General features: G+C 70.7%; 10 protein-coding genes. 4 read left to right on the top strand and 6 right to left on the bottom strand.

The features are described from left to right. Positions 1-32 precede the first annotated feature (32 nt). Together ABZV91_RS10765 and ABZV91_RS10770 are read right to left on the bottom strand one after the other, a co-directional pair. On the bottom strand, positions 33-755 hold the full coding sequence (locus tag ABZV91_RS10765) for a DUF6875 domain-containing protein (RefSeq protein ID WP_355238671.1): 723 nt from the start codon (positions 753-755) through the stop codon (positions 33-35). After that, positions 745-17,892, bottom strand: coding sequence for an amino acid adenylation domain-containing protein (locus ABZV91_RS10770; RefSeq protein ID WP_355238674.1), 17,148 nt, complete (start codon positions 17,890-17,892; stop codon positions 745-747). The genes ABZV91_RS10765 and ABZV91_RS10770 overlap by 11 nt, the downstream gene beginning before the upstream one ends. Positions 17,893-18,451: 559 nt before the next feature. Here ABZV91_RS10770 and ABZV91_RS10775 point away from each other — a divergent pair. After that, positions 18,452-18,946, top strand: a complete 495-nt coding sequence (locus ABZV91_RS10775; protein ID WP_355238677.1) for a TetR/AcrR family transcriptional regulator — start codon at positions 18,452-18,454, stop codon at positions 18,944-18,946. A gap of 58 nt (positions 18,947-19,004) precedes the next feature. Here ABZV91_RS10775 and ABZV91_RS10780 read toward each other — a convergent pair whose 3' ends face one another. Next, positions 19,005-19,568: a TetR/AcrR family transcriptional regulator gene (locus ABZV91_RS10780; RefSeq protein ID WP_355238680.1), complete on the bottom strand. Its 564-nt coding sequence runs from the start codon at positions 19,566-19,568 to the stop codon at positions 19,005-19,007. 98 nt (positions 19,569-19,666) lie between these two features. On the opposite strand from ABZV91_RS10780, the gene ABZV91_RS10785 reads away from it, so the two are divergent. The 3 genes from ABZV91_RS10785 to ABZV91_RS10795 all read left to right on the top strand — a co-directional run bounded on the left by ABZV91_RS10785 (position 19,667) and on the right by ABZV91_RS10795 (position 22,558). Beyond that, positions 19,667-20,107 (top strand): SPW repeat protein, encoded by a 441-nt coding sequence (locus tag ABZV91_RS10785; protein WP_355238683.1) that lies wholly within the window; start codon positions 19,667-19,669, stop codon positions 20,105-20,107. Between the two features lie 98 nt (positions 20,108-20,205). Then, the gene (locus tag ABZV91_RS10790; protein WP_355238686.1) at positions 20,206-20,757 is read left to right on the top strand and encodes a hypothetical protein; all 552 of its coding nucleotides are present in this window, start codon (positions 20,206-20,208) and stop codon (positions 20,755-20,757) included. A gap of 127 nt (positions 20,758-20,884) precedes the next feature. Then, entirely contained in the window at positions 20,885-22,558 is a 1,674-nt protein-coding gene (locus ABZV91_RS10795; protein ID WP_355238689.1) for a bifunctional 3'-5' exonuclease/DNA polymerase, read from the top strand. Positions 22,559-22,627: 69 nt separating this feature from the next. Here ABZV91_RS10795 and poxB read toward each other — a convergent pair whose 3' ends face one another. The 3 genes from poxB to ABZV91_RS10810 all read right to left on the bottom strand — a co-directional run bounded on the left by poxB (position 22,628) and on the right by ABZV91_RS10810 (position 25,258). Beyond that, positions 22,628-24,364 carry a ubiquinone-dependent pyruvate dehydrogenase gene (poxB, locus tag ABZV91_RS10800; protein WP_355238692.1) on the bottom strand — a complete coding sequence of 579 codons (1,737 nt, stop codon included), beginning with the start codon at positions 24,362-24,364 and terminating at the stop codon, positions 22,628-22,630. 50 nt (positions 24,365-24,414) lie between these two features. Continuing rightward, on the bottom strand, positions 24,415-24,945 hold the full coding sequence (locus ABZV91_RS10805; protein ID WP_355238695.1) for a DUF4232 domain-containing protein: 531 nt from the start codon (positions 24,943-24,945) through the stop codon (positions 24,415-24,417). A gap of 94 nt (positions 24,946-25,039) precedes the next feature. Next, positions 25,040-25,258, bottom strand: coding sequence for a hypothetical protein (locus tag ABZV91_RS10810; RefSeq protein WP_355238698.1), 219 nt, complete (start codon positions 25,256-25,258; stop codon positions 25,040-25,042). Positions 25,259-25,677: the final 419 nt, after the last annotated feature.

Genomic DNA, 25,677 nt, shown 5'->3' on the forward strand with positions numbered 1-25,677 from the left:
CAGGCGTCGGACGTCCATCGGCCGGCCGGGGATCACGGGGGCCCGGGTGATCCGGCGTGCGCGCCGACCGGTTCGGAGACGGGCGCATCGTTGTCCTGTGCGGCGGGCGGGTGCACGAGTCGGTCGGCCATGGCCGAGGTGATGAACTCGGGAATCGCCGGAGCGAAGATCCGGAGGTAGATATCGATCCATTCCTGGCGGGTGTCGAGGAACAGGAAGTCGGTGGAGACCATGTGCCGGACCGCGAGCAGGGGAAGGGGCGAATCGAGCGCCGGGAAGTCCGGATTGTGCAGTCCGGCGACAGTGCAGCCCGGATAGAACTGTCCGAGCATCAGGCCGTCGTGCACGAACCGGGTCTTCTGATCGCGCTGGACCGCCTCGATCCCCGTGTAATCGGTGAGATCGGGGAAGACCGCCAGGACAGCTTTGAAGCGGGCGTCGGGGTTTTTGGTCGGCTCCAGGGTGGGGAACAGCTCGTAGAGGTCGTCGACGATGGCGGCGATGCGGTCGATATCGATTCCCGGACCGTCCAAAAACGCCGCCCACAGGAACCGGCGTTCGACGGCGTGGCTCATGTACGGGCATACGGGACCGTGGCGGCCGAGGTCCGGATGGGGCCGGCAGAGGTATTCGAGAGTCCACCGCCGGAGGTCGGAGGTACGGGGGTGCTCGAGGGCGGCGCTCACCGGATCGGGCGCGAACAGGCTGGTGGGTTCGATTCCGGAGCGTCTACCTACAGCGCGGTCAGTGGTCATGATCGGTGTCCTTGCTGGAGTCGGGTCCTGGCGTCGAAGAAGTCCGGGCGGACTGGAAGTGCTGGGTGAGGACGAGTCCGATGGCGCGGAGTGCCTCCGGAGCGGTCATCTGCTCGTGCCGGATGGGGATCGGGTGCTCGGTGATCCGGCCGGTGATGTGGTCGGCCCAGGCACGGGCCGGGGCGGTGCCGTCGTCCGTACCTTCCGGTGCGGCGCCGAAATAGATCAGGTCACCGTCGAAGAGGCCGGGCCGGTGCTGCCAGGTGAGGTCGACCAGCCGGTCGTAGTCGCGGTGCAGCCGCGTGAGATGTTCCGCGGTCAGCAGGGTGGCGAGTCCACCCTGCCGGTGCAGCAATTCGGCCGCGGCCGCCATCGTGAGCTCGTCGGCGTCCGGGTCGGCGACGCCGACCTCGGCCAGCATGGCCGCGATCGTGGGCGTGGGAGCGCGGACGCTGTCGTCGGTGACGACCCGGGTGTCCATCATGGCCAGGGTCGCCACGGTCTCGCCGTCCCGGCGCAACCGGACGGCGATCGCGTGGGCGATGGTGCCGCCCAGCGAGTAGCCGAGCAGGTGGTACGGACCGTGTGGCCGGACGGCCCTGATCTCCCGGACGTAGCGGGCCGCGAGGTCGTCCAGCGTGGCGAACTGCGTCTCGGGTTCGGTGAGCGCCGGTGATTGCAGCCCGTGGACGGGGCGATCGGAGTCGAGATAGTGCAGCAGGCCGCTGAACCCCCAGGCCAGTCCGATGGCCGGGTGTACGCAGAACAGCGGGGCGTCGTGTCCGGCGGCGCGCAGCGGAAGCAGCACCGCGAGCGCGTCGTCGGCCGCCGGCTCGTCCACGCCCCGGCGGCGGCGCTCGACGCGGCGGGCCAGCGCCCGTGGAGTCGGATCGGTGAACATCCAGTGGAGCGGTACGTCGGCACCGGTCGTGTCACCCAGCCGCGCCGCCACCCGGGCCGCGTCCAGCGAATTGCCGCCGAGGTCGAAGAAGTTGTCGTCGGCACCGGCCCGTTCCAGCTCGAGGATGCCGGCGAAGACATCGCACACCGTGGCCTCGAGCGGCGTGGCCGGCGGCCGGTACACCGCGGCCGGCCGGTCCGGCGCGGGAAGCGCCCGGTAGTCCAGTTTGCCCGTCGCGGTGAGGGGGAGCCGGTCGAGGGTGACGATGGCGGCGGGGATCATATGGGTGGGCAGCCGCGTCGCCAGGTGGGTGGTCAGTGCCGGGATATCGGGGGTCGTGCCGGGGGTGGGGACGACGTATCCGACGAGCCTGCCGGTGCCGTCGCCCCGGGCGTGGACCGTGACGGCGGCCTGGTCGATATCCGCACCGCCGCGCAGCACGGCTTCGACCTCGCCGGGTTCGACGCGGTTGCCCGCGATCTCGAGCTGCCGGTCGCTGCGGCCGGTGTACCGCAGTGACCGGTCGGCGTTCCAGGCGACCAGGTCGCCGGTCCGGTACATCCGGGTGCCGGGCGGCCCGTACGGATCCGGGACGAATCGGGCGGCAGTGGTGGCGGGGTCCCGGTGGTAACCCCGGGCGAGTCCCGGTCCGGCGAGGTACAGCTCGCCGACCACGCCGGGCGGGACGGGACGCAGGCCCTGGTCGAGCACCACCGCCGCGAAACCGCGCACCGGGCCGCCGATGGGGAGCGGACCGTCCGGGGCGGTGTCGCGCAGCGGTGCGGCGGCGCAACTCATGATGGTGGTCTCGGTGGCCCCGTAGGTGTTGATCACCGTGTGGTCCGCCGCCCATCGGGCCGCCAGCTCGGGCGGGCACGTCTCACCGCCGAGCACCACGGTGTCGAGTGTGCCCAGCGCGCCGGGATCCAGCGAAGCGAGCACGGTCGGGGTGAGCGCCGCGTGGGTGACGTGTCCGGCGTCGATCGCCGCGGCCAGCTCCGCGCCCGCGACCACGCGCGACGGAGCGAGGACCAGGGTGGCGCCGGCGGCCGCGGCGCCGAGCCATTCCAGAATCGAGACATCGAAGCTGGGGGACGCGGCGGCCAGTACGCGGGCGGCCGGGCCGAGGCCGAACCGTTCCCGGGCCTCGGCGGCCGTATTCGCTGTCCCGGCATGGGTGACCACCACGCCTTTCGGCGCACCGGTGGAGCCCGAGGTGTAGATCAGGTAGGCCGGGTGTTCCGGGCGTAGCGTGGTCGCGCGCTCGGAGTCGGTGATCGCGACGGGTGCGGCCGCGGCCACCGCCGCGGCGAAGGACGGGCTGTCGAGGGTGAACCAGTCGATCGTGTCCGGTAGCCGGTGCCGGACGTCGGCCGGGGCGAGCCCGGTGGCGGCGCCGGAATCGGCGAGAATGCGGGCGATCCGGTCGTCCGGATCCGCGGGGTCGAGTTGTACGAACGCGCCGCCGGTTTTCGCCACCGCCCATACGGCGGTGAGCGCGTCGGCGGACCGCGGCAGGACCACGGCCACGAACGACTCCGGCCCGATGCCGGCGCCCATCAGCACCCGCGCCCATCGGTTCGAGAGTTCGTCGAGCTCACGGTAGGTCAGGCGGACGTCGTCCGCGATCACCGCGAGGGTGTCGGGTGCCCTCGCCGAGGTGAGCACGTGCGGCAGCACCGACGGCGCGGCGCCGGCCGGACCCCGGACGGGTACCAGCGCGGTGCGTTCGGCCGGCGACAGCAGCCGGAGCCGGGTGAGCGGAAGGTCGACGTGTCCGGCGATATCGTCCAGTACCCGCAGGATCCGGTCGGCGAATGCGTCGATCCGGTCCGGGGTGAAGAGTTCGGGCAGGTATTCGAAGCCGAGGCGCAGCCGGGCGCCGTGTTCGACGATCAGGCCGAGTGGATAGTGCGCGGCATCGTGGCCGTGGATGCCCAGGACACGCAGCCCGGCGATATCGGCGGCCTCGGACAGCCCGGTCCGATCGATCGGGTAGGACTCGAAGACGGTCACGGTGTCGAAGACCGCGCCGGGGCCCGCCACCTGCTGGATCCGGGCGAGCCCGAGGTGCTGATGGTCCAGCAGCGCGGTCTGTTCGGTCCGGATGCGCCGGAGCAGGCGGGCGAGGGTGTCGTCCCGCTCGAGCCGTACCCGCACGGGCACCGTGTCGACGAACAGCCCGACCATCGATTCGATGCCTTCGAGCTGCGGGGGGCGGCCGGAAACGGTGGACCCGAACACCACGTCCTCGCGGCCGGTCTCGGACGCGAGGACTATCGCCCAGGCGGCCTGGACGATGGTGTTGAGGGTGATCTCCTGCTGCTGGGCCACCACGGTGAGCGCCGCGGTGCGGTCTTCGCTCAGCTCCCGGCGGACCTCGCGTCCGGCGGCGGTCTGCCGACGGCCGCGGTCGGCGGGAGCCAGCAGGGTCGGCTCGGTCGCGCCCTCGAGGGCCCGGGTCCACGCGTCCTCCGCCGCGTCCCGGTCCTGTGCCCGCAACCACGCCAGGTAATCGCGATAGGGGCGTACCGGGGGCGGCAGCAGGGTGGGGTCGCCGTCGCCGACGTAGAGCTGCAACAGTTCCCGGATCAGCAGCGGAGTCGACCATCCGTCGATGAGGATGTGGTGCATGCTCAGCACCAGCCGGTACCGCTGCGGGGCGAGATCGATCAGCGTCAGCCGCAGCAGGGGCGGGACCGCCGGGTCGAAGCCGGCGCGGCGATCGGCCGCCATGACCTGTTCGAGTTCGAACGCCTCCTCGTCGTGCCCCGGCAGTCCGATGCGGGTGAGCGGCACGTCGACGTGCCGGTGCACCACCTGTACGGGTTCCCCGGCGCTGTCGCGGTCGAACGCGGTCCGCAGATTCGGATGTCGCGCGAGCAGATCCCGCGCGGCGCGCCGGAGCCGGTCCACATCGAGGGACCCGCCGAGTTCCACGCAGAGCTGGACCACATAGGCGTCGAGATCGCCGGCCGCGAGCTGGGCGTGGAACAGCAACCCGGCCTGCAAGGGAGTGAGCGGCCAGATGTCGTCCAGTCCCGGCTGCCGGGCCTCGAGCCGGTCGATCGTGACCTGGTCCAGGTCGAGCAGATCGAGATCGGAAGGGGTGAGACCGCCGCCGTCGGGCCGGGCCGCGTGCGTGGCCAGCGCGGTCACCGCGTCCCGCCACAGTTCCATGAGCTCGCCGACCTCGCCCGGGTCGAGGATGCCGGGGGGATACTCCCAGGCGGCGGTGAGCGCCGGCCCGCCGGGTGTGTCGGTGGTGGCCGCGTTGATACCCAGCAGGGCGGCTACGGGCGCGTCCGGATTCTGTGCGCCGCCGGCGGATCGGGGGCCGGCCGGCATCCACTCGGCGGCTCGCGCCGCCGCGGGAAGTGTGTCGAACCGGCCGAGATAGTTGAAACTCACCTGCGGGGTGGGCAGTGCGCGCAGCACGCGGCCGGTATCGCTGTCGAGGTAGCGCAGCAGTCCGAAACCGGTTCCGTGGCGAGGCACCTGCCGGAGCTGTTCCTTGACCGATTTGACCGCCGCTCCGGCGGCCGTCCCGGCGGCGAACGCGTCCTCGATATCGATATCGGACAGGTCGAGCCGCACAGGATAGGTGGTGGTGAACCATCCGACGGTGCGGGTGAGATCGGCTCCGGGGAGCACGCTGTCGTGGCGGCCGTGACTCTCCAGGGTCAGCAGCGTCTCGGCGGCGGCGACCCCGCGGCGGCCCCGCCACCGGGTCAGCGCCAGCGCGAGCCCGGTCACCAGCGCGTCGTCCACAGTGCCGTGGAAGGCCCGGGGGAGGGTGGTGAGCACATCGTGGGTGACCGCGGTGGACAGTGTGATCCGGTCGGTGGCGACGGTGGCCTGCACATCCACGGCCGGATCGATCGGGCGCGGACCGAGCGGCGGATCGCCGGTGCCCAGTGTGGCCCGCCACCGGTCGAGTTCGCCGTGCTCCACGGCGGCGGTGCGCAGGGCATCGGCCCAGCGGCGCATGGACGTACCGACGGGCGCGAGGCGCGGCCGATGCCCGGCGCGCACCTGCGCCCAGGCCGCGGCGAGATCGGGGACGAGTATCTGCCATGACACCCCGTCGACCACCAGGTGGTGCGCGACGACGAGCAACCGGCCGGGCCGTCCGGCCGGATCCAGCCAGACCAGTTGCAGCACCACGCCCGCGGCGGGGTCGAGGCGGCCGGCCGCCGCGTCCGCCTCGGCCTCGGCGCGCGCGGTGAACGCGCTGCTGCCGGGTGCCTCGTCCACCGGCACATGCCGCAGCAGCGTGGCGGCCGATACCGCGGCGGGCTCCACTCGTAACGCCCAGCCCGACGGATGCGCCGGGTCCGGGTGCAGCCGGGCGCGCAACATATCGTGGTGATCGAGTACCGCCTGGACGGTGGCGCCGATCCCGGCGGCGTCGATCCCGGCGGGCAGGGTCAGCTCGACCCACTGGCAGAACCGGTCGAAGCTGCCGCGCTCGAACATCCAGCACATGATCGGGGTGAGCGGCACCGGCCCCACGCCCCCGCCGGGCAGTTCGGCCGGACGGGACGGCGCCGCGGAACCGCTGCCGGGCACCGCGATCCGGGCCAGCCCGGCGACCGTGCGATGGTCGAACACCGCGCCCGCCGAGAACACCAGTCCCGCCGCCCTGGCCCGGGTCACCAGTTGGATGGCCATGATGCTGTCGCCGCCGAGCGCGAAGAACGAATCGTCCGCGCCGACCCCGTCGACTCCGAGTACCTCCCCGAACAGTCGCGCCAGCGTCTTCTCCGCTCCGGTGGCCGGAGCCCGGGACGCGGCCCGGGCCGCGGCGAAGTCCGGCGCCGGGAGCGCGGCGCGGTCGAGCTTGCCGGTCGCGGTCAGCGGTAGCGCGTCGAGCACTGTCGCGTGCGCGGGGACCATATGGGAGGCCAATCGCTCGCCGGCGTGGGCGAGGGTCGCGGCGGGGTCGACCGCGGCGCCGGGTTCGGGCACCAGATATCCGATCAGCCGGTCGCCGGCGGCGGGGTCCCGGCGCACGGCCGCCGCGGCGTCGGCCACGCCCGGACAGGCTCGCAGCACCGATTCGACCTCGCCGAGTTCGATGCGGAAGCCGCGGACCTTCACCTGGGAATCGGCCCGGCCCACGTATTCGAGTGCCGGATCACCGTCCGGTTGCCGCGACCAGCGCACCAGGTCGCCGGTCCGATACATCCGCCGACCCGGTCCCGCGAACGGATCGGCGACGAACCGCGCCGCGGTCGTGCCCGTCCGGTTGCGATAGCCGCGGGCCAGGCCCGGACCGGACAGGTACAACTCGCCCACCACCCCGACCGGCACCGGTCGCAACCAGGTGTCGAGGACGACCTGCCCGACTCCGCGGATCGGTCCGCCGATCGTCACCGGCGCGTTCGCCGCCAACGGATCGGTGGCATCGGTTTCGACCGTGGCCTCCGCGGGACCGTAGGTGTTGACCAGGGTCCGGCCCGGCGCCCAGCGCGACACCAGTTCCGGCGGGGGCACTTCACCGCCCAGTGCGACCGTTTCGAGGCATTCCAGCCCGGCCGGGTCGATGGTCCCCAGCACCGTGGGGGTGAGCGCGGCATGGGTCACTCTCTCCTGCCGCAGGATCCGGGAGAGTTCGGCGCCGGCGTAGGCGGCCGGGGGCGCTATCACGAGCCGCCCGCCGGACGCGAACGCGCACAGCTGTTCCAGGATCGCCGCGTCGAAGCTCGGCGAGGCGGCGTGCAGGACGCGAGTGGCCGGACCGATTCCGAACCGAGACCTCTGTTCGGCGACCAGATTGGCCAGACCCCGATGCGAGACGACCACACCCTTCGGCACGCCGGTCGAACCGGACGTGTAGATCACATAGGCGACCTGATCGGCCCGCACCGGCAGTGTTCGCTCCGCATCGGTGAGCGGTGCCGCCGCCGTGGCCGCGACTTCCGCCGCCGTCGCGGGCTCGTCGAGGACCAGCCAGCACACCCGGCCGGGTAGTCGATCCCGCCACTGCGCCGTGGTGATACCCAGCGCCACACCGGAATCGGTGAGCATATGGTCGATCCGGCCGGCGGGATACGCGGGGTCGACCGGAACGAACGCCGCCCCCGATTTCGCCACCGCCCAGATCGCCAGCACCGACTCGGCCGACCGCGGCAGCCCCACCGCGACACCGGTTTCCGGGCCGGCGCCCCGGGCGATCAGCAACCGCGCCAGCCGATTCGACTGCGCGTCGAGTTCGCCGTAGGTCCACCGGCGATCTCCGTGCACCACCGCGATCGCCTCCGGGTCCCGGCCCACCGTCAGCAGGTCCGGCAGGAGTTGCTCGGGCGCCGCCGGATCACCCGAGATCGAGAGCAGCTCCCGGTACTCCGCTGGGAAGAGCGGATCCAGCCGGCCCAGCGGCCGGTCCGGGTCTGTGACGAGCAGGTCCAGTACGTGCAGTATTCGGCGCAGTATCGCGGCCGCCGCGTCGTGGTCGAAGAGTTCGGGCAGATATTTGACGCGCAGGTGCAGCCGGGTGTCGATATGCGCGACCACGCCCAGCGGATAGTGGGCGGCGTCGGTACCGGTCACGTCGACGACCCGCAGGCCGGCGATATCGGTCTCCGCGGTCAGCCCGCCGCGGTCGACCGGATAGGACTCGAACACCGTCATGGTGTCGAACACCGCCCCCGGCCCGGCGGCATGTTCGATATCGGTCAGGCCCACGTGGTGGTGATCGAGCAGGGCGGCCTGCTCCGCCTGGATTCGCGCCAGCAGACGGGCCGGGCTCTCGGCCGGGTCGAGCCGGACCCGCACCGGCAGGGTGTTGACGAACAGTCCGATCATCGATTCGATACCGGGTATCTGCGGGGGACGCCCGGCGACCGTCGACCCGAAGGCCACATCGTGCCGGGATGTCAACAGGCCCAGCACGATCGCCCACACTCCCTGGAGCACCGTGTTGAGGGTGATTCCCTGCGCCTGGGCGAGACCGGTCAGCCGCGCGGTCTGCTCCTCGGTCAGCTCGCCGGTCACATCGCGGGATCCGGTGTAGCCGCGCCCGGGGTCCGCCGGAGCCAGCAGGGTCGGTTCGTCGGCGCCGTCGAATACGTGCGCCCAGGCATCGAGCGCCGCGGTGCGGTCCTGCGCGCCGAGCCACGCCAGGAAGTCCCGATAGGGGCGGACCGGGGGCAGTACGGTGACGTCACCGTCGGTGGCGTAGAGCACCAGCAACTCACGCAGCAACAAGGGTGTCGACCAGCCGTCGAGCAGCAGGTGATGCTGGGTCAGCACCAGCCGGTAGCTGTCCGGCCCCGTGGTCACCAGCGTCCAGCGCAACAGCGGGGGGCGCGCCGGGTCGAACCGGGTCGCCCGGTCCGCGGCCGTCAGCAGCTCCCATTCGCGGGCCCGCGCGTCGTCGTCGAGTCCGGACAGGTCGACCTCCGACCAGGGCGCCGCCACACCGCTGTCGACCACCTGCACCGGCCCGATATCGGTCACGAACGCGGTGCGCAGATTCGCGTGCCGATCGAGCAGCAGCTGTCCGGCTCGCCGCAGCCGCTCCGGATCGACGCGGCCCCGCAGGTGAAGGACCAGCTGCACCACATACGCGTCCGTCGAGTCCTCGGCGGCCAGGGCGTGGAACAGCAGACCCTCCTGCAAGGGGGTCAACGGCCAGATGTCCTGCATCGCCGGGTATCTCTGCTCGAGCCGCTCGATCTCGGACTGCCCCAGCCGGACCAGATCCAGATCCGACGGTGTCCGTCCCCCTGTCCCGGGCCGCCGGGCATACGCCGCCAGTGCGGTCAGCGCCGCCGACCACGAGTGCGCGACCCGGCGCACCTCCGCGGCGTCCAGCACCCCGGCGGGATAGGACCAGATGGCCCGCAGGCGCGGCCGGACACCGTCGTCCACGATCCGGGCGGTGACCTCGAGCGCCGCGGTCACCGGCATATCCGGATTCAGGGCACGGGCGAGTTCGGCACCGGCGAAATCGCCCCCGTCGTCCACCGGCTGCCAGGCCTGCGCCTGCCCGCGGGGCCCGGCGACGATGCGGCCGAGATAGTTGAACCCGATCTGCGGCGTCGGCAGGGCTCGCAATATCGGCGCGGTGTCCTCGTTCAGGTAGCGCAGCAGGCCGTAGCCGATACCGTGGTCCGGGACGGCGCGCAGCTGTTCCTTGACGGCTTTGACCGCGGCGCCGAGCGCCGGTCCACCCGCGTACGCGTCGTCGATGTCGATATCCGGAAGAGTCAGTCGCACCGGGAAACTCGTGGTGAACCAGCCGACGGTCCGGCTCAGATCCGCGCCGGGGACGATGTCCTCCTCGCGGCCGTGCCCCTCGAGGCCGATCACCGGCTCCGCGAGCCGCCCACCGGTATCCGCGAGGTCGCGTCCGCGGCGCCACGTCGTCACCGCCAGCGCCAGCGCGGCCAGCAGGCCGTCGGCCACGCTGCCGTGGAACGCGGCGGGCACCTCGGTCGACAGCGCCGCGGTCACCTCGGCCGGGAGTTCGATCTCGACCGTGCGCACGGTGTCGGCCACGTCGACCTCGGGGTCGAGGGGACGAGACCCGATGACCGGATCGGGTCCCGTGGCCATGGCCTGCCACAGCCCGAGTTCCGCGACCCGCTCCGGACGGTGGGCCGCCTCGACCAGCCCGTGCGCCCAACCGCGTACGGAGGTCCCCACCGGCGCGAGATCGGGCGGTGCACCGGATTCCGGCCGCGCCCACGCGATCGCGAGGTCGGGCACCAGCACCCGCCAGGAAACGCCGTCGATCGCCGAATGGTGCACCAGTATCAGCAGTCGGCCCGGCCCGGTGCTGTCCACCGGATCGAACCAGACGACCTGCATCACGATCCCCGAGGCCGGGTCCAGCCGGTCCGCCGCGGCCGCGGATTCCGCCGCGATCACCGTGCGGAACCCGGGGCTACCCGGCTCCGCGTCCGTGGCCACCCGGTGGATGATGTCGTCGGAGCGGATCGCGCCGACCGGCACCGTCTCCCAGGTCCACGCCCCGTCGCCGTCCGGGCGCAACCGGGAGCGCAGCATATCGTGCCGATCGAGTACCGCCTGCACGGTCTCCGCCAGCCGCTGCCGCGACGCTCCGGTGGGCATTCCCAGCAGGACGGCCTGGGTGATGCGGCCGGTTCCGGACCGCGCGTGTTCGGTGAACCAGTGCATGATCGGTGTCAGCGGAATCCGCCCCACCCCCGCGCCGGGTGGTTCCACCGCACCGGGCGCGCGCGCCGCGTCGTCGGCGCGGACGGCGACCCGGGCCAGCCCGGCCACCGTCCGGTGGTCGAACACCTCACGCGCGGAGAACAGCACGCCCGCTGACCGGGCCCGGTTCACCAGCATGATCGACATGATGCTGTCGCCGCCGAGTGCGAAGAACGAATCGTCGAGACCGACGGTGTCGATCCCCAGTACTTCGGCGAATGCCCCGGCGATGGTCTGCTCGAGCGGTGTTCGCGGTGCGCGGAAGGGGGTGCTGTCCGCGGGGGCCGGTTCCGGCAGCGCCTTACGGTCCAGTTTGCCCGCCGGTGTGAGCGGGAGGTGTTCGAGGACGGTGATCGAAGGCGGAATCATATAGGACGGCAGGCGGGTGCCGAGGTAATCGATCAGCTGCGCGGTATCGATCGACCGACCGGGCGCGGGAACGACATACGCGGCCAGCGCCATCGCGCCGGCGCCGGTGCGGTGCCCGACGGTGACGGCGAATCCGACGGACTCGTGCGCGCCCAGTACCGCGTCGATCTCACCGAGTTCGATACGCAGGCCGCGGATCTTGACCTGGAAATCCGACCGGCCCAGATATTGGATGGTTCCGTTCGCGGTCCACCGGGCCATGTCCCCGGTGCGGTACATCCGCCGTCCGGTGCTCCAGGGGCAGGCGACGAAGTGCCCGGCGGTCGTGCCCGGCCGGCGGTGGTACCCGCGAGCGAGCAGCGCGCCCGCGACGTACAGTTCACCCGTGACCCCGGCCGGGACGGGTTGTAGCCGCCGGTCCAGGATCCACACCGTGACACCGCGGATCGGGCCACCGATCGTCACGGGTTCGCCCGCCACCAGCGGGTCGGAGCGGGTCGCGGCGATCGTGACCTCGGTGGGGCCGTATTCGTCGAACACCTCGTGGCCGCGGTTCCAGCGCTGGACCAATTCGGACCCGTAGCCCTCGCCGCCGACCATCAGTGTGCGCAGGTGCGGTAACGGCCATCGGGTGGGGTCGACGGTGGACAGCGCGGACGGGGTGATGAACACATGGCCCACCTGCCCGCGGTCGAGCAGTTCGCCGAGCGCGTCGCCGCCGTTGACGTCACCGGGGGCGACGACCATCGTCGCGCCCGCGGCCAGCCCCGACAGCAGCTCCAGTACCGAGACGTCGAAACTCGGCGAGGACAGGCACAGGACGCGCGAACCCGGCCCGATGTGCAGGCCCTCGTGGTGCTCGCGCGCGCAACCGGCCAGCCCCCGATGACCTACCGCGACGGCCTTGGGCAGACCGGTCGACCCGGAGGTGTAGATGACGTAGGCGAGATGGTCCGGGCGCAGTGGACGCACCCGGTCGGCGTCGGAGACGGGGCCGCCGTCCGCCGCCCGCTCCGTGGTGCCGGTGCTGTCCGGGATCAGCCATTCGACGGTGTCGGGCAACCGGTCGCGTACCGCGGCGGTCGTCAGGCCGAGCACGGCTCCGGAATCGGTGGTCATATGAGTGATCCGGGCGGCCGGATGAGTCGGGTCGATCGGCAGGAAGGCGGCGCCGGACGCGGCCACCGCGCAGACCGCGAGCACGAAATCCGCGGACCGGGGCATCGCCACCGCGACGATGTCGTCGGGTCCGACGCCCCGCTCGATGAGTATCCCGGCCACTCGGCCGGCGCGCTCGACCAGCTCCCGGTAATCGAGGCGGGTTCCGTCGGCGACCAGCGCTGTCGCCGTGGGATTCCGGGCGGCGCCGGCGGCCAGCAACTCGGCCAGGGTGCGGGGCGCGACAGCGGGCGGACCGGAACGGGTCAGCAGATCGGCGCGTTCGGCGGGTTCGAGTAGCTCGATCGCGCCCACGGGGACCGCCGGATCGGCCGCCACCGCGGCCAGTATCCGGAACCACCGGCGCATCAGGGATTCGATCGTGCTCGCATCGAACAGTTCCGTCGAGTAGGTGACCGTCACCGCCAGACCGCCGCGCTCGTCGTCGGCCAGCATCAGCTGGAGATCGAACCGGGACACATCGTCGGGCAGGTCGAGCACCGAGACGTTCAGGCCGGGCAGTTCCAGTTCGGCGCGGGCCAGATTCTGGAAGGCCAGCAGTACCTGGAACAGCGGATGCCGGGACTGCGAACGCTGCGGGGCGAGTTCGTCCACCAATTGTTCGAAAGGAACGTCGGCATTCCCGAACGCGGCCAGATCGATTCGTTCGACCCGGTCGAGGAGCGCGGCGAACGACTCACCCGGGTCCACCTCGGTGCGCAGGACCACCGTATTGACGAACATCCCGATCACGTCGTCGAGGACGGCGGCGCCCCGCCCGGCCACCGGCGTGCCGATCGCGATATCACCGGAACCACACGACCGGGCGAGCGCTGTCGCGAGCGCGGCGTGGATCACCATGAACAACGACGAGCTGCGGTTGCGGGCGAACGCACGCAGTTTTCCCACCAGGTCCGAGCCCAAGCCGAAGCGGTGGGTAGAACCTTGGTTCGACCGCACCGCCGGTCGCGGCCGATCGAAGGGCAGGCCCGGCTCCTCCGGCAGGTCGGCCAGTGTCTCTTTCCAGTACCGGATCTGCCGGGCGCTCAGCGACTCGGGGTCATCGGGATCCCCCAGGACGGCGCGCTGCCACAGGGCGTAATCGGCGTACTGGACCGGCAGCGGTGGCCACACCGGCGCCGCCCCCCGGGCGCGCGCGGCGTATGCGACCGTCACATCGCGGGCCAGCGGGCCCATCGAGAAACCGTCCGCGGCGATATGGTGTACCACCACGGCCAGCACGTATTCGGTCTCCGCGCTGCCGGTGACCCGGAACAACCGGGTACGCACCGGGACCCGGGTGCTCACATCGAAGCCCTCGTGGACGAATTCGGTGATCGCGGTGACCAGCCGGTCCGCCCCGACCGGTATCGGGCTCAACTCCCGATCGACGGCGTCGACCGGCTCGACCACCTGGGTCAGCATGCCCTTCTGTTCGGGATAGCGCGTCCGCAGCGACTCGTGCCGGCCCAGGACATCGGTCATCGCCGCGCGCAGGGCGCCGAGATCGAGTTCGCCCCGCAGCCGGACCGCGATCGGCATGTTGTAGGCACCCGAAGCGGTGTCGTACTGGTTGAAGAACCACATCCGCTGCTGGGCCGGCGCCAAGGGCACCAGGTCGGGCCGGGGTCCGGCGACCAGCGGCGGGCGCTGCCGTCCCGTGCGCATCTGCCCCTCCACCCGGGCGGCCAGTTCCGAGACCCGCGGCGCTTCGAACAACAACCGCACCGGGACCTCGGCGCCCAGCGCCGTGCCGAGCCGGGCGGCGACCCGGGTCGCGGTCAGACTGTCGCCACCGAGTGCGAAGAACGAATCGTCGAGACCGACGGTGCCGAGACCGAGTACCTCGGCGAAAACCCGTGCGACCGTGCGCTCGACCGGTGTCCCGGGCGGCCGGAACGGCATCGTGGCGGCACGGACGGGATCCGGGAGCGCCGTGCGGTCCAGTTTCCCCGCCGGGGTGAGCGGGACATGCTCGAGCACCGTGATGGAGGGCGGGACCATATAGGACGGCAGCAGGCCGCGAAGGTGTTCGGTGAGCAGCGGGATGTCGATCGAATGATGGGGTGCGGGCACGACATAGGCGGCCAGCGCGGCGGTCCCGGAACCGGTGTGGTGACCGACGGTGACGGCGAATCCGACGGACTCGCACGCCGCCAGGGCGGCATCGATCTCGCCGAGTTCGACCCGCACCCCCCGGATCTCGACCTGGAAGTCCGACCGGCCCAGATACTGAATGGTGTCCTCCGCGGTCCACCGGACCATGTCCCCGGTGCGGTACATCCGCTGACCGGGTTTCCAGGGACAGGCGACGAAGTGCGCGGCGGTCGTTCCCGGCCGGTGGTGGTAGCCGCGGGCGAGCAACGCGCCCGCGATGTACAACTCACCGGCCACGCCCACCGGGACGGGTTCCAGGCGCCGGTCCAGCACCCACTCCGAGGCACCGCGGATCGGACCGCCGATGGTGACCGGTTCCCCGGGCGCCAACGGGGCGCTGTGGTTCGCCATGATGGTGACCTCGGTGGGACCGTAGGCGTCGACGAACTCGCGTCCGCCGCCGGTCCAGCGCCGCACCAGCTCCGGCGGGCAGGCGTCCCCGGCGGCGACGACCACGCGCAGGCTGTCCAGCCCGGCCGGATCCACCGAGGCCAATGCGGCCGGGGTCGCCACCGCGTGCGTCACGCGATGGCGGCGTATCAGGCCGGTGAGTTCCGCGCCGCCGTAGGTGCCGGGCTCGGCGATCACCATCGTGGCGCCGGAGCCCACCGCGAGGAGTAGTTCCCAGACCGAGGCGTCGAAGCTCGGTGAGGCGAGATGCAGGGTGCGTGCGGCCCCGGTCACCCCGTACCGTTCGCGCTGCTCGGCGGCCAGGGCGGCCAGCCCGGAGTGCGTCACGGTCACGCCTTTCGGCGTGCCCGTGGAACCCGAGGTGTAGATCAGGTAGGCGGGATGCGCGGGCCGCAGTACGGTGATCCGGTCGTCGTCGGAGATCGGCCGGGTGCCGCCGGGCGGATGGTCGTCCCCGGGGAACAGCCATTCGACGGTGTCGGGCAATTCGGCGCGCACCTCGGCGACGGTGAGGCCGAGTGCGGCCCCGGAGTCGGTGACCATATGGCTGATCCGGGCCGCCGGATACGACGGATCGATCGGCAGGAAGGCCGCGCCGGACTTCGCCACCGCCCAGAGGGCGAGAACGGAATCGGGGGAGCGCGGTATCGCCACGGCGACCACGCTTTCGGGCCCGGCACCCCGCTCGATGAGCGCGCGGGCCAAGCGGTCGGAGCGCTCGTCCAGCTCCCGGTATTCGATCCGGGTACCGCCGGACAGAATCGCCGGCGCGCCGGGGTCCCGGGCCGCGGCCGCGGCAAGCAGTTCGGCGAACGTACGGGGCGCCACGGTGCCGGGACCGGACCGGGTCAGCAATCTCGCGCGCTCGCTGGGATCGAGTACGTCTATCGACCCCACCGCGCGCCCCGGGTCGACGGCCACCGACTCCAGGATCCGTATCCATCGCCGCATCAACGAGTCGACCGTGTCCGCATCGAACAGATCGGCCGAGTAGTCGACCGTGACAGTCGATCCGGCGTCGTCCTCGGACACCGCGATCCGCAGATCGAGCCCGGCCGGATCGGGAAGTCCGGTCACCGTGGTCTCCGGACCGGTGGGATCCGGCTCCCCGCGCGGCGCGGCCCCGCACGCCACCATCACCTGGAACAGCGGATGCCGCGCCGGCGACCGCGGTGGGTGCAGCTCCTCGACCAGCCGCGCGAACGGGATCGCGGCATGATCGAAGGCGGCCGAATCCGCCCGGGACACGCGGTCGAGAAACCCCGTGAACGATTCACCGAGGTCTGTTTCGGTCCGCAGTACCACCGCGTCGACCGGCTCCGGGGCCGTTGCGCCGGCCGGGCCGGCGTCGTGCCGGATCACCGGAGCGCCGACAGCGATATCAGCGCAACCGCTCGAGCGGGCGAGCAGCACCGCCATCGCGGCATGGACCACCGTGAACAACGACGTGTCACGCGCTCGCGCGACTTCTTCCAGCGCACCCGCCAGGTCCACGCTCAATCCGAACCGGCGGCTCCCGCGCCGGCCCGAGGACACCGCCGGACGCGGCCGATCGAACGGTAGCGGCAATTCCTCCGGCAGGTCGGCGAGCGTCTCCCGCCAGAACGCGAGGGTCGCCCGGCGGCGCCGGATCCGGGCACCGGTCCGGGCGCTGTCGGGGTGGACCTGTCCGAGCCCGGTGTCCGGCGCAGCGGCCGCGAACGCGTCCAGGAACCGCGCGAACCCCGTCCGGTGCGCCGCCAGTTCGTCCCGGGTGTAGAGGTCGGGGTTGGCCATGAAGTGCAGGATCGTCCGCGGTGGATCGCCGGTCTGGTAGAGATCGACGAGCAGATCCTCGACCGGTCCGGAACTGAGGATGTGGAATTCCCCGGTGACCGGCCCGAGCCGGATCTCCTGCGGGAAGAACATGACGTTCACCATGGGCCCGGCGTACCGCCGCTGCCCGTCGGCGCCGGCGGCGGCGCGGATATCGTAGAGGCCGCAGCGTTGATGTCGCAGGGCGCCGATCAGGTCGGACTGCACCTGCCGGATCAGCGTCGCCACCGTATGCCCGGTGCCGAGGTCGATCGGAAACGGTGCGACATTGACGAACACGCCTCCGGAGCGCTGCAGGACGGCGGTGGTGCGCCCCGATACCGGGATATCGACCATGACATCGTCGCGGCCGGTCATCCGGGCCAGATAGCAGCCGAAGGCGGCGATCACCACGGCGGCCGGGCTCGCGGCCAGGGCTGTCGCGCAATGGTCTATCCGGGTCACCGTCCCCGGGTCCAGTTCGCTGAGCACGGCCACGCTTTCCGCGCACGCGGGTGCGTAGCCGGCCGCGAGACTCGAGCCCTCCGCGGCGCCGGCGAGCCTGTCCACCCAGTACGCCCGGTCGTCGCTGAACCTCTTCGACTCCCGGTAGCCGCGGTCCGCTTCGTACAGCGTGCGCAGATCCGCCGCCCGGCACGGCTCCACCGGGGCGCCGTGCTCCGCGGCCCCGCCGGGTATCGCCGCGGTGTACAGCGCCGCGACCCGGTTCACCATGGTCATCGCGCCGTAGCCGTCCAGCGCGACATGGTGAACCCGGTTGTACCACAGGTAATGTCGCTCGCCGACCTGTAACAGTGCCCCGGCGAACAGGCGGTCCCGGACGATATCGAGAGGTGTCGTGTATTCGCGGCGCATCCACCGCAGCCCCGCCTCCATCGGGTCCGGTTCGCCACGCAGATCGAGGACGGGCCCCGTCGACTCGAGATACGGGTCGTACAGCTGTTGCGGTTCACCGTCGTTCTCGACCAGGCGCACATATCCGGATTGGAATTCGTGTCCCGCTCGAATCAGACTGCGGCGCAGCAGCCCGATATCCAGGTCCCCGTGTATTTCGATGTACTGCGCTTCGGATATCGGAATATCCGGCCGCAGTCGCTGCGCGAGCCACAGTCCCCGCTGTCCGGCGGACAGCGGCACGGGATTTCCGACCGCACTCCCGGACCGGGCCGGCCCGTTTCCTCCCGATCCTGGCAAAAATGTTGGATCCGAGCGTTCCATAGCTCTCCTCCATAACCGGCCGCCCTCAGTGTAAGCAGAGGTTTTTCCCCGAGTACAGACCGAAATCTCGCTTCCCGCGCAAGATTCTTTGCCGGGACCCCGAAATCGGCAGTATGTGCCGTAACCTGATCCAGTCTTTCGGGTATCGACCGGGTCGAGCTTCGTACAGAATATCGGCGGACGTCACAGGGCGATAAACAACAACAAGAGAATTCGTTGCACCTTGTCAACGTTTTATGGCCCGAAATCCGAGAACAGCTCGGCGGAAAGAGAGTTTGCGTAACGGAGTCCGGATCCGGTCGATCGGGCGACTTTCGGGTGTCGTCCCGGTGTACCGACCCGCATCGCGCATTATTGCTTCTTCACCCGACCGGCCGTGCTGTCGTCGAAGTCGGGAGAGAAACATCTCGTCGCTTGTGTGCATTGCTCGGCGGACAATCGGGATCGCGGCAACTGTGCGAAATGCCGGAGCAGTACGGTGATCGAGAGCCGCCACCGCGCCACCTTCTACACGCACTACACCGACAAAGACGATCTGCTGAACCACATCGTCACCGATCTGATCGATGAACTGCAGGAGCGGCAGCGGCCGCTGGTCTCCACGTCGTCGGTCGGTTTCACGGGGAAACCCATTCTGGAGATGTTCCGGCACGCCGCCGAGGAACGCGATACCTATCGGGTGATCCTGCGCGGCGAGGGCGACGGGCGCGCGCTGCGCCGGTTCATCGACGACCGGGCCGCCATCGCCGCGGTGGTGTTCGCCGCGCGCGCGGAGGCCCAGGGCGCCACGTCGAATATCGATATCGATCTGCTGGCCCGGGCGTGGGTCGGCGAGCGGATCACCGTTCTGCAGTGGTGGCTGGAACCGGAGACTCCGACGATGTCACCGGAAGAGGTCACGAATATGCTTCGCGACCTCTCGTTGCGCGGGCGGTTCCGGGCTTCCGGCTTCGAAGGCGAAGCGCCCGCCTGACCCGATACGGCCCGGGCTCGACCGGCGGGACACGGTGGCCGCCGGTCTCCGGGGTGGATCACCGATTCGGGGAACCGGCGGTGATCGCGGAACCGATCACTGCCAGCACTCGCTCGCTGAAGTCGTCTCGCACTCCGCCGCTGCGCGCGGTCTCCGCGAGGTAGGCGCCGACGATCATGTCCAGGACTGTTTCGGCGTCGAGGTCTGCGCGCGGTGCCGTCGCCTCGAACGCTCGGCTCAGCGCTTCGGACAGCCGGTGGCGGTGTTGTACGAGCAGTGCGCGGATCAGGGTGGTGAACTCTGGATCATCGTCGGTGAGCAGCGCGGCCACTCCGCCTGCTCCGATACTCGCGTCGGCGACGTGGAGGGATTGTTCGACAACCCACCGCAGCACCGTCGGCAGGGTGGCGGTCGCCGGGGGCGGCTCGGGCTCGGCGATCGAACTCAGTGACGAGGTGAGCATGTCGCCGCGATTGCTGTATCGACGGTAGATCGTCGTCTTGGCCACCCCGGACAGTGCGGCGACGGCCTCGACGGTCACCGCTTTCGGTCCCTTGGCGCGCAGCAGTTCCAGTGTCGCGGCGGTGATCCGTTCGTCACGGGGTGCCGGTGCCTCGGTCATCGAATCTCCTTGCCTGTGTGTCCGGTCCCTCACAACCGGTTCCATCATGCCGGTCATGGGCGCTACGATACGTGTAGCGTAGCGTGAGGAGATAGGATATGGGCAGCAGGAGTAAGAACTCGATCGTGGGCTGGGCGGCGATGGTCCTGGGGATCGCGACCGCGGCGACGCCCGTGTGGCTCGCCACCACCGCGGCCGGTACCGGCCTCACACTCGGGCTGGGTGCGCTCACCGTCGTCTACGCGATGTGGTCGCTACTCGCGCGAAACCCCACGAAGGACCACTGGGCCCTCTCGGTGATCGGGTTGATGCTCTTCATCTCGCCCTGGGTGGGCGGGTTCGCCGCCGAGGGCGCGGGGTGGGTGGCCTGGACTACCGGACTGCTCCTCGCCCTGCTGGCGGGTACGGCCTATGTGAGCGACGAGGCCGGCAATATCGCCGAGACCGCTCGGGTCGAGGAGCTGGTGGCCTACCGGCTGCGCCAGATCCGGCAGCGTGAAAGCGCCGATCGCGTCGACGGATCCGGTCGCGCGGCATGAACGCCGACGAACGGCGCCGCCCCGCGCCCGCGCCGCGGGAGCGCCTCGGGTCGGTACCGCTCCCGCGAAGCGGGAAACTCCTTCGCGGAGAAATCGACGTGCGTGCCGGCGATCCGGGCGTGCGCGCGGCGGTGCACGAACTACACGGCGCCACGGCATTGCCGTCGCCCGAACGCTTGCTGGCCGCGATCGCCGGTCATCTCGATATCGACGACGGTCCGGTGTTGACCGGCTTCGCGCACGAACTGGGTGCCCTGCGGGCCGCACACCTGACCGGCGGCCCGGAGCCGGCCCACCGCGGCGGGCAGTCCGGCGCAGCGGATCTGCGGCGGCGGATCGGCGCGGTGGTGGCGGATATCGACACCTGGCGGGTGCGGCACCTACCGCACCGCACCGGGGCGCGCAGCCATACCCACTCTCTCGGACAGGTCATCGACCAGGTCGCGACGCGGTACGTGGAAGCCCGGTGGGCCGTTCGCCACTGCGCGGACCGGCGTCTTCGGCGTACGGCGTGGTTCCACCTCGGCCAGGCCCGCGACGGCTATGCCGACCTGGTCGCCGATATCCGGGCCGGTCGTGTCGAACTCCCGCTGGGATGGCGAGGATTGCGGGCGGGATGGTTCGGCGAATCCTCGGCCGGCCGGTGCTGACCGCGCGACGGCACGGCTGCCTTCCGCCTCCGGGCCCGCCCCCCGGGCGGGTATGCCACACCGCGCCGGCCGGTGTCGCGACGGACCGGTGCCGTGGGTGTCGGACCCCGCTGCCAGACTCGGGGACGTGCGGTGGGCGGTGGCGGAGGCGGGTGACGGGGGCGCGTATCTGTGTCCCCTCGATCCGGCCGGCCGGCCCGCCGCGCCGGTGATCCGCGAACCGTCGCTGGCCGAGGCGGTGCGGTCACGCCCCGAGGTCGAGCGGTGGGTGTGGCGGTCCACCGCCGACATCTACCGGCCCCTGCTGGCGGCCGGTGTGCGGGTCGAGCGCTGCTACGACGTGGAGGCCGCGGAGGCGCTGCTGATCGGGTACGAGGAAGGGCAGGCCGGTCAGCCTCGTTCGCTGGCGGCCGCGTGGGCTCGTCTGCGCAACCTGCCCGTTCCGCCGGACGCCCCCGCACGGGCCGCCGAAACCCAGCCCTCGTTGTTCGAGTCGGGCCCGGTACCGCTGCCGTCGGGCACCGACGAATTCACCGCCCTGGTGGAGGTCTACGCCGGTCAGCTCGCGCGGACCGCGGCCACCGAGTATCCGGACCGGATGCGATTACTGCTCGCCGCCGAATCGGCGGGCATGCTGGTCGCCGCGGAGATGTCGCGGGCGGGCATCCCGTGGCGCGCCGACGTGCATCGTGAATTGCTGGATACGCTGCTGGGGGAGCGCTACGCGGGCGGGTCGGAACCACGCCGGATGGCGGAGTTGGCCGAGGAGGTGTCGCGGGCCTTCGGGGAGGGGGTGCGAGTCCGTCCGGACCTACCCCAGGACATCATCAGGGCGTTCTCCCGCGCCGGGATTCTGCTGTCGTCCACGCGAAAATGGGAGCTCCAGCGCATCGATCATCCCGCCGTGGCGCCACTGCTGGCGTACAAGTCGCTGTACCGGCTCTATACCGCGCACGGCTGGTCCTGGCTCGAGCACTGGGTGCACGGCGGCCGATTCCGCCCCGAATACCTGCCGGGCGGCACGGTGACCGGCCGCTGGACCACCAACGGCGGGGGCGCCCTGCAGATCCCGAAAGTGATCCGGCGGGCCATCCGTGCCGACCCGGGATGGTCCCTGGTGGTCGCCGACGCCGACCAGATGGAGCCGCGCATACTCGCCGCCGTCTCCCGCGATCCCGGATTGATGGAGGTGGCCGGCCGCGGCGCGGACCTGTACGCGGACCTGGCGGCCCGGGGCTTCGGTGGCGACCGCGCGCAAGCCAAACTCGCTCTGCTGGGCGCCATCTACGGCCAGACCTCCGGTGACGCCCTGACCCACCTGGCCGGTCTGCGCCGGCGGTATCCGGCCGCGGTGGCCTACGTCGACGACGCGGCACGGGCCGGCGAAGAGGGCCGTCTGGTCCGCACCTGGCTGGGGCGGACCTGCCCGCCGGTGTCGGTCGCCGCGCCGGAACAGGAGGAGTTGTCCCAGGAGAGCTCCGGCGAGTACCGCAGTACCTCGGCGGCGCGTGCCCGGGGCCGCTTCACGCGTAACTTCGTGGTGCAGGGCAGCGGAGCCGACTGGGCACTTCTGGTCCTCGCGGGACTGCGTCATGCGATCTCGCGTGCCGGGCTCCGTGCCGAACTGGTGTTCTTCCAGCACGACGAGGTGATCGTGCACTGTCCGGCGGAGGAGGCACCGCGGGTCGCCGAGATGATCACCACCGCGGCCGATACCGCGGGCCGGCTGGCATTCGGACCCACACCGGTCCGGTTTCCCTTCACCACGGCGGTGGTGGAGTGCTACGGAGACGCGAAATAGGCCGCGTCCCTCGGAGGACGCCGGGCGCCGATCCGTCCGCGGCCGGCAGCCCGGGGCGTCGCGGCGTGGTCAGTCCAGGATGCGCCGGGCGACGTTGGTGGTGACCAGGTCGAGTAGTTCATCGGCGCGGCCGGCGAGGATGGTGCGGATGGCGTAGATCGTGAACCCCTTGGCCTGCTCTGCCGAGATGGCCGGGGGGATCGTCAATTCCTGCCGTGCCACGACGACGTCGACGAGCGCGGGCCCCTCGTGTGCGAACGCTTCCGCGATGGCCGGCTCCAGATCACCGGGCTCTTCCACCCGGCGTCCCCAGATCCCCATGGCCCGGGCTGCGGCGCCGAAGTCGGGATTCGCCAGGTCGGTACCGAAGTTCACCACCCCGGCCGCTTTCATCTCCAATTCCACGAAGTTGAGCGACGAATTGTTGAACACGATCACCTTGACCGGTAGGTCGTTCTGCACCAGGGTGATCAGCTCGCCGAACAGCATGGTCAGTCCACCGTCGCCGGCGAGGGCGATCACCTGCCGTCCCCGGTGGGCGGTCTGCGCGCCGATCGCGTGCGGCAGGGCGCAGGCCATCGTGCCGTGGGTGAACGAGCCGGTCAGCCGTCGCAGACCGTTCATGGTGAGATAGCGCGCGGCCCATATCGTCGGCGATCCGACGTCGAAGGTGAACACCGCGTCGTCGGCGGCCAGTCGATTCACCACTCCGGCGACGTATTCCGGGCGGATGGGCGTGCGGTCGCGGTCGTTGACCGCCAGCGCGTCCAGCGAGTGCCGGGTGCGCCGGTAATGGCGCAGCGACCTGTCCAGGTGCGTCCGGTCTGTCTTCTGCTCCAGCAGGGGCAGCAGCGCATCGATCGTGTCCCGCACGCTGCCGACCATGCCCAGGTCGATCGGGGTGCGCCGGCCGAGGTGGCTGCCGCGGATATCGACCTGGACGATCGCGGCATCCTCGGGATAGAACTGCGGGTACGGGAAGTCGGTACCCAGCATCAGCAGCACGTCGGATTCCTTGATCGCCTTGTATCCCGAGGCGTAGCCGAGTAACCCCGTCATCCCCACGTCGAAGGGGTTGTCGTACTCCAGGTGTTCCTTGCCGCGGAACGCGTGCACGATCGGCGAGTGCAGCGTCTCGGCCAAGGCCATGACCCGGGCGTGCGCCCCGGCGGTACCGGCCCCGCCGAGAATCGTCACCCGCGACCCGGTGTTCAGGATGTCCGCGGCGCGGCGCAGGGTGGGGTCGTCCGGCCGTAGTACCGACCGGGACGGCAATACCGGCCGGCTGCTCCACCGATCGCCGGATACGCGGCTCTGGAAGACCTCGCCGGGTATGACCACGACGGCGACGCCGTTCTCCTCGACCGCTGCCCGCATCGCCATCTCCACCACACGCGGCGCCGACTGCGGGCTGCTGATGAGTTCGCAGTACACGCTGCACTCCCGGAACAACTCCTCGGGATGAGTTTCCTGGAAGTACCCCGATCCGATCTCGCCGATCGGGATGTGCGCGGCGACGGCCAGCACCGGGACCCGTGTGCGCTGTGCGTCGTAGAGTCCGTTGATCAGGTGCAGGTTCCCCGGCCCGCAGCTGCCGGCGCATACGGCGAGCCGGCCCGTCAGCGCCGCTTCCGCGGTCGCCGCGAACGCGGCAGCCTCCTCGTGCCGCACATGCTCCCAGGTGATGCTGTCCGATCGCCGGATCGCGTCGGTGAACCCGTTCAGGCTGTCGCCGGGTAACCCGTAGACCCGGCTGACGCCACTGACCTGCAACGCAGTGATCATGTGCTGAGCGACAGTCGCCATGGCCCGACCCTACGTGGCGTGTGCCTGATCGTAGCCGGACATGCGGATGATCAGGCGGGTCGCAGCGGGCCGATATAGGTGCCCAGGTGAGTGGCGCCGTCCTGGCGTTGCACGCTCACACCGGCCGGCCACGGCGTCTGCAGCTGGGTGGTGGTATCCGGCGGGGTCACGACGAGAGTCACCGGAACCCATCCGTCCGGTCCGTCCGCCAGATATGTGAGCGGGCTGCTCACCGCGGCGCCCGGTTCCACTGTCAGCGGTACGGGCTCCACGGCCCGGCGGGGCAGCTGGTAGGTGGGTCCGAAGGTCGGATCATCCGGGCCCGCCAGGTCCACGCCCGGGAACCCCTGCACCGCGCAACTCTGCGCGGACGTGTTGGTCAACACGACTTCGAGCATGCCCTGACCGGGCGAGTCCGACGGACGCTCGCGGGTGCTCAGGTCCAGCGCCTCCGCAGCGCAGCGGGCAGGCGCGGCGGCGCTGGTCGCGGCCGGGATCGTCACCGCGGCCAGGGCTGCTGCCGCGGCCCCCACCACGCCCGCGACGCGCCACTTGGTCGATGTTCTGGTTCCTTTCGGCATGCGATACATCATCGAGCCATTGGAACAGATATCCCGCTTGGATGTGCGGAGAGCGGCACGTCGTCCGGGCGGCCATGCTCATACTCCGGCAATGTCACGACGATAGAAGACCGGGAGCCCGGCCGGCAATGCGACGGCCCCGCCGGCAGCAGCCAGAAGTATGCGGTATCGCCCTGGCCCCTCGACCGATCGCGAAAACGAGGAACAGGGTCGGCAGCAACATGCTGAAAAGCTCGACGTCGAGAAACCCGATGCCGGTGCCGAATTCGTCCAGGTCGCACAGCCCGCGCAACGGTCCGGGATAGTTCTTCACGAAGTCCCCCACGCCTGCGGCATCCGAAATGGACGGCCACAGTGCGCTTTCCGGAAGTACCAGCGCGATTATTCCGAAGCTCCACCATGCCAGGCCGCGTCGCTGATCGCGAAAGCACTTCAGATAGACATCCGGAGCATGACGTTTCAGTCCTGTCCGTAGTAGCCGAGGAAGATCTCTTCGAGGTCCGGCTCACGGCTGACGAGATCGATGACATCGTACGGCGAATGTCAGGTAGAGGCGGCGTCATGTTGCCTGCGGGGCCCGGGGAGGAGACGCATTGTTTCTCCGTAAGTTGTTAATCGGCCCAGGAGGGTCGGATGTGGCTTAAAGATCAGTTCAGAATGAGCTTCCGGAGGCATATGACCGAGCAGGCCAGGCTCAGTAGTGCTTGGTGGATGTCGGCGCGCCGTTCGTAG

Origin of the sequence: Nocardia sp. NPDC004568 (assembly GCF_040609955.1) — a bacterium.
Lineage (GTDB): Bacteria > Actinomycetota > Actinomycetes > Mycobacteriales > Mycobacteriaceae > Nocardia.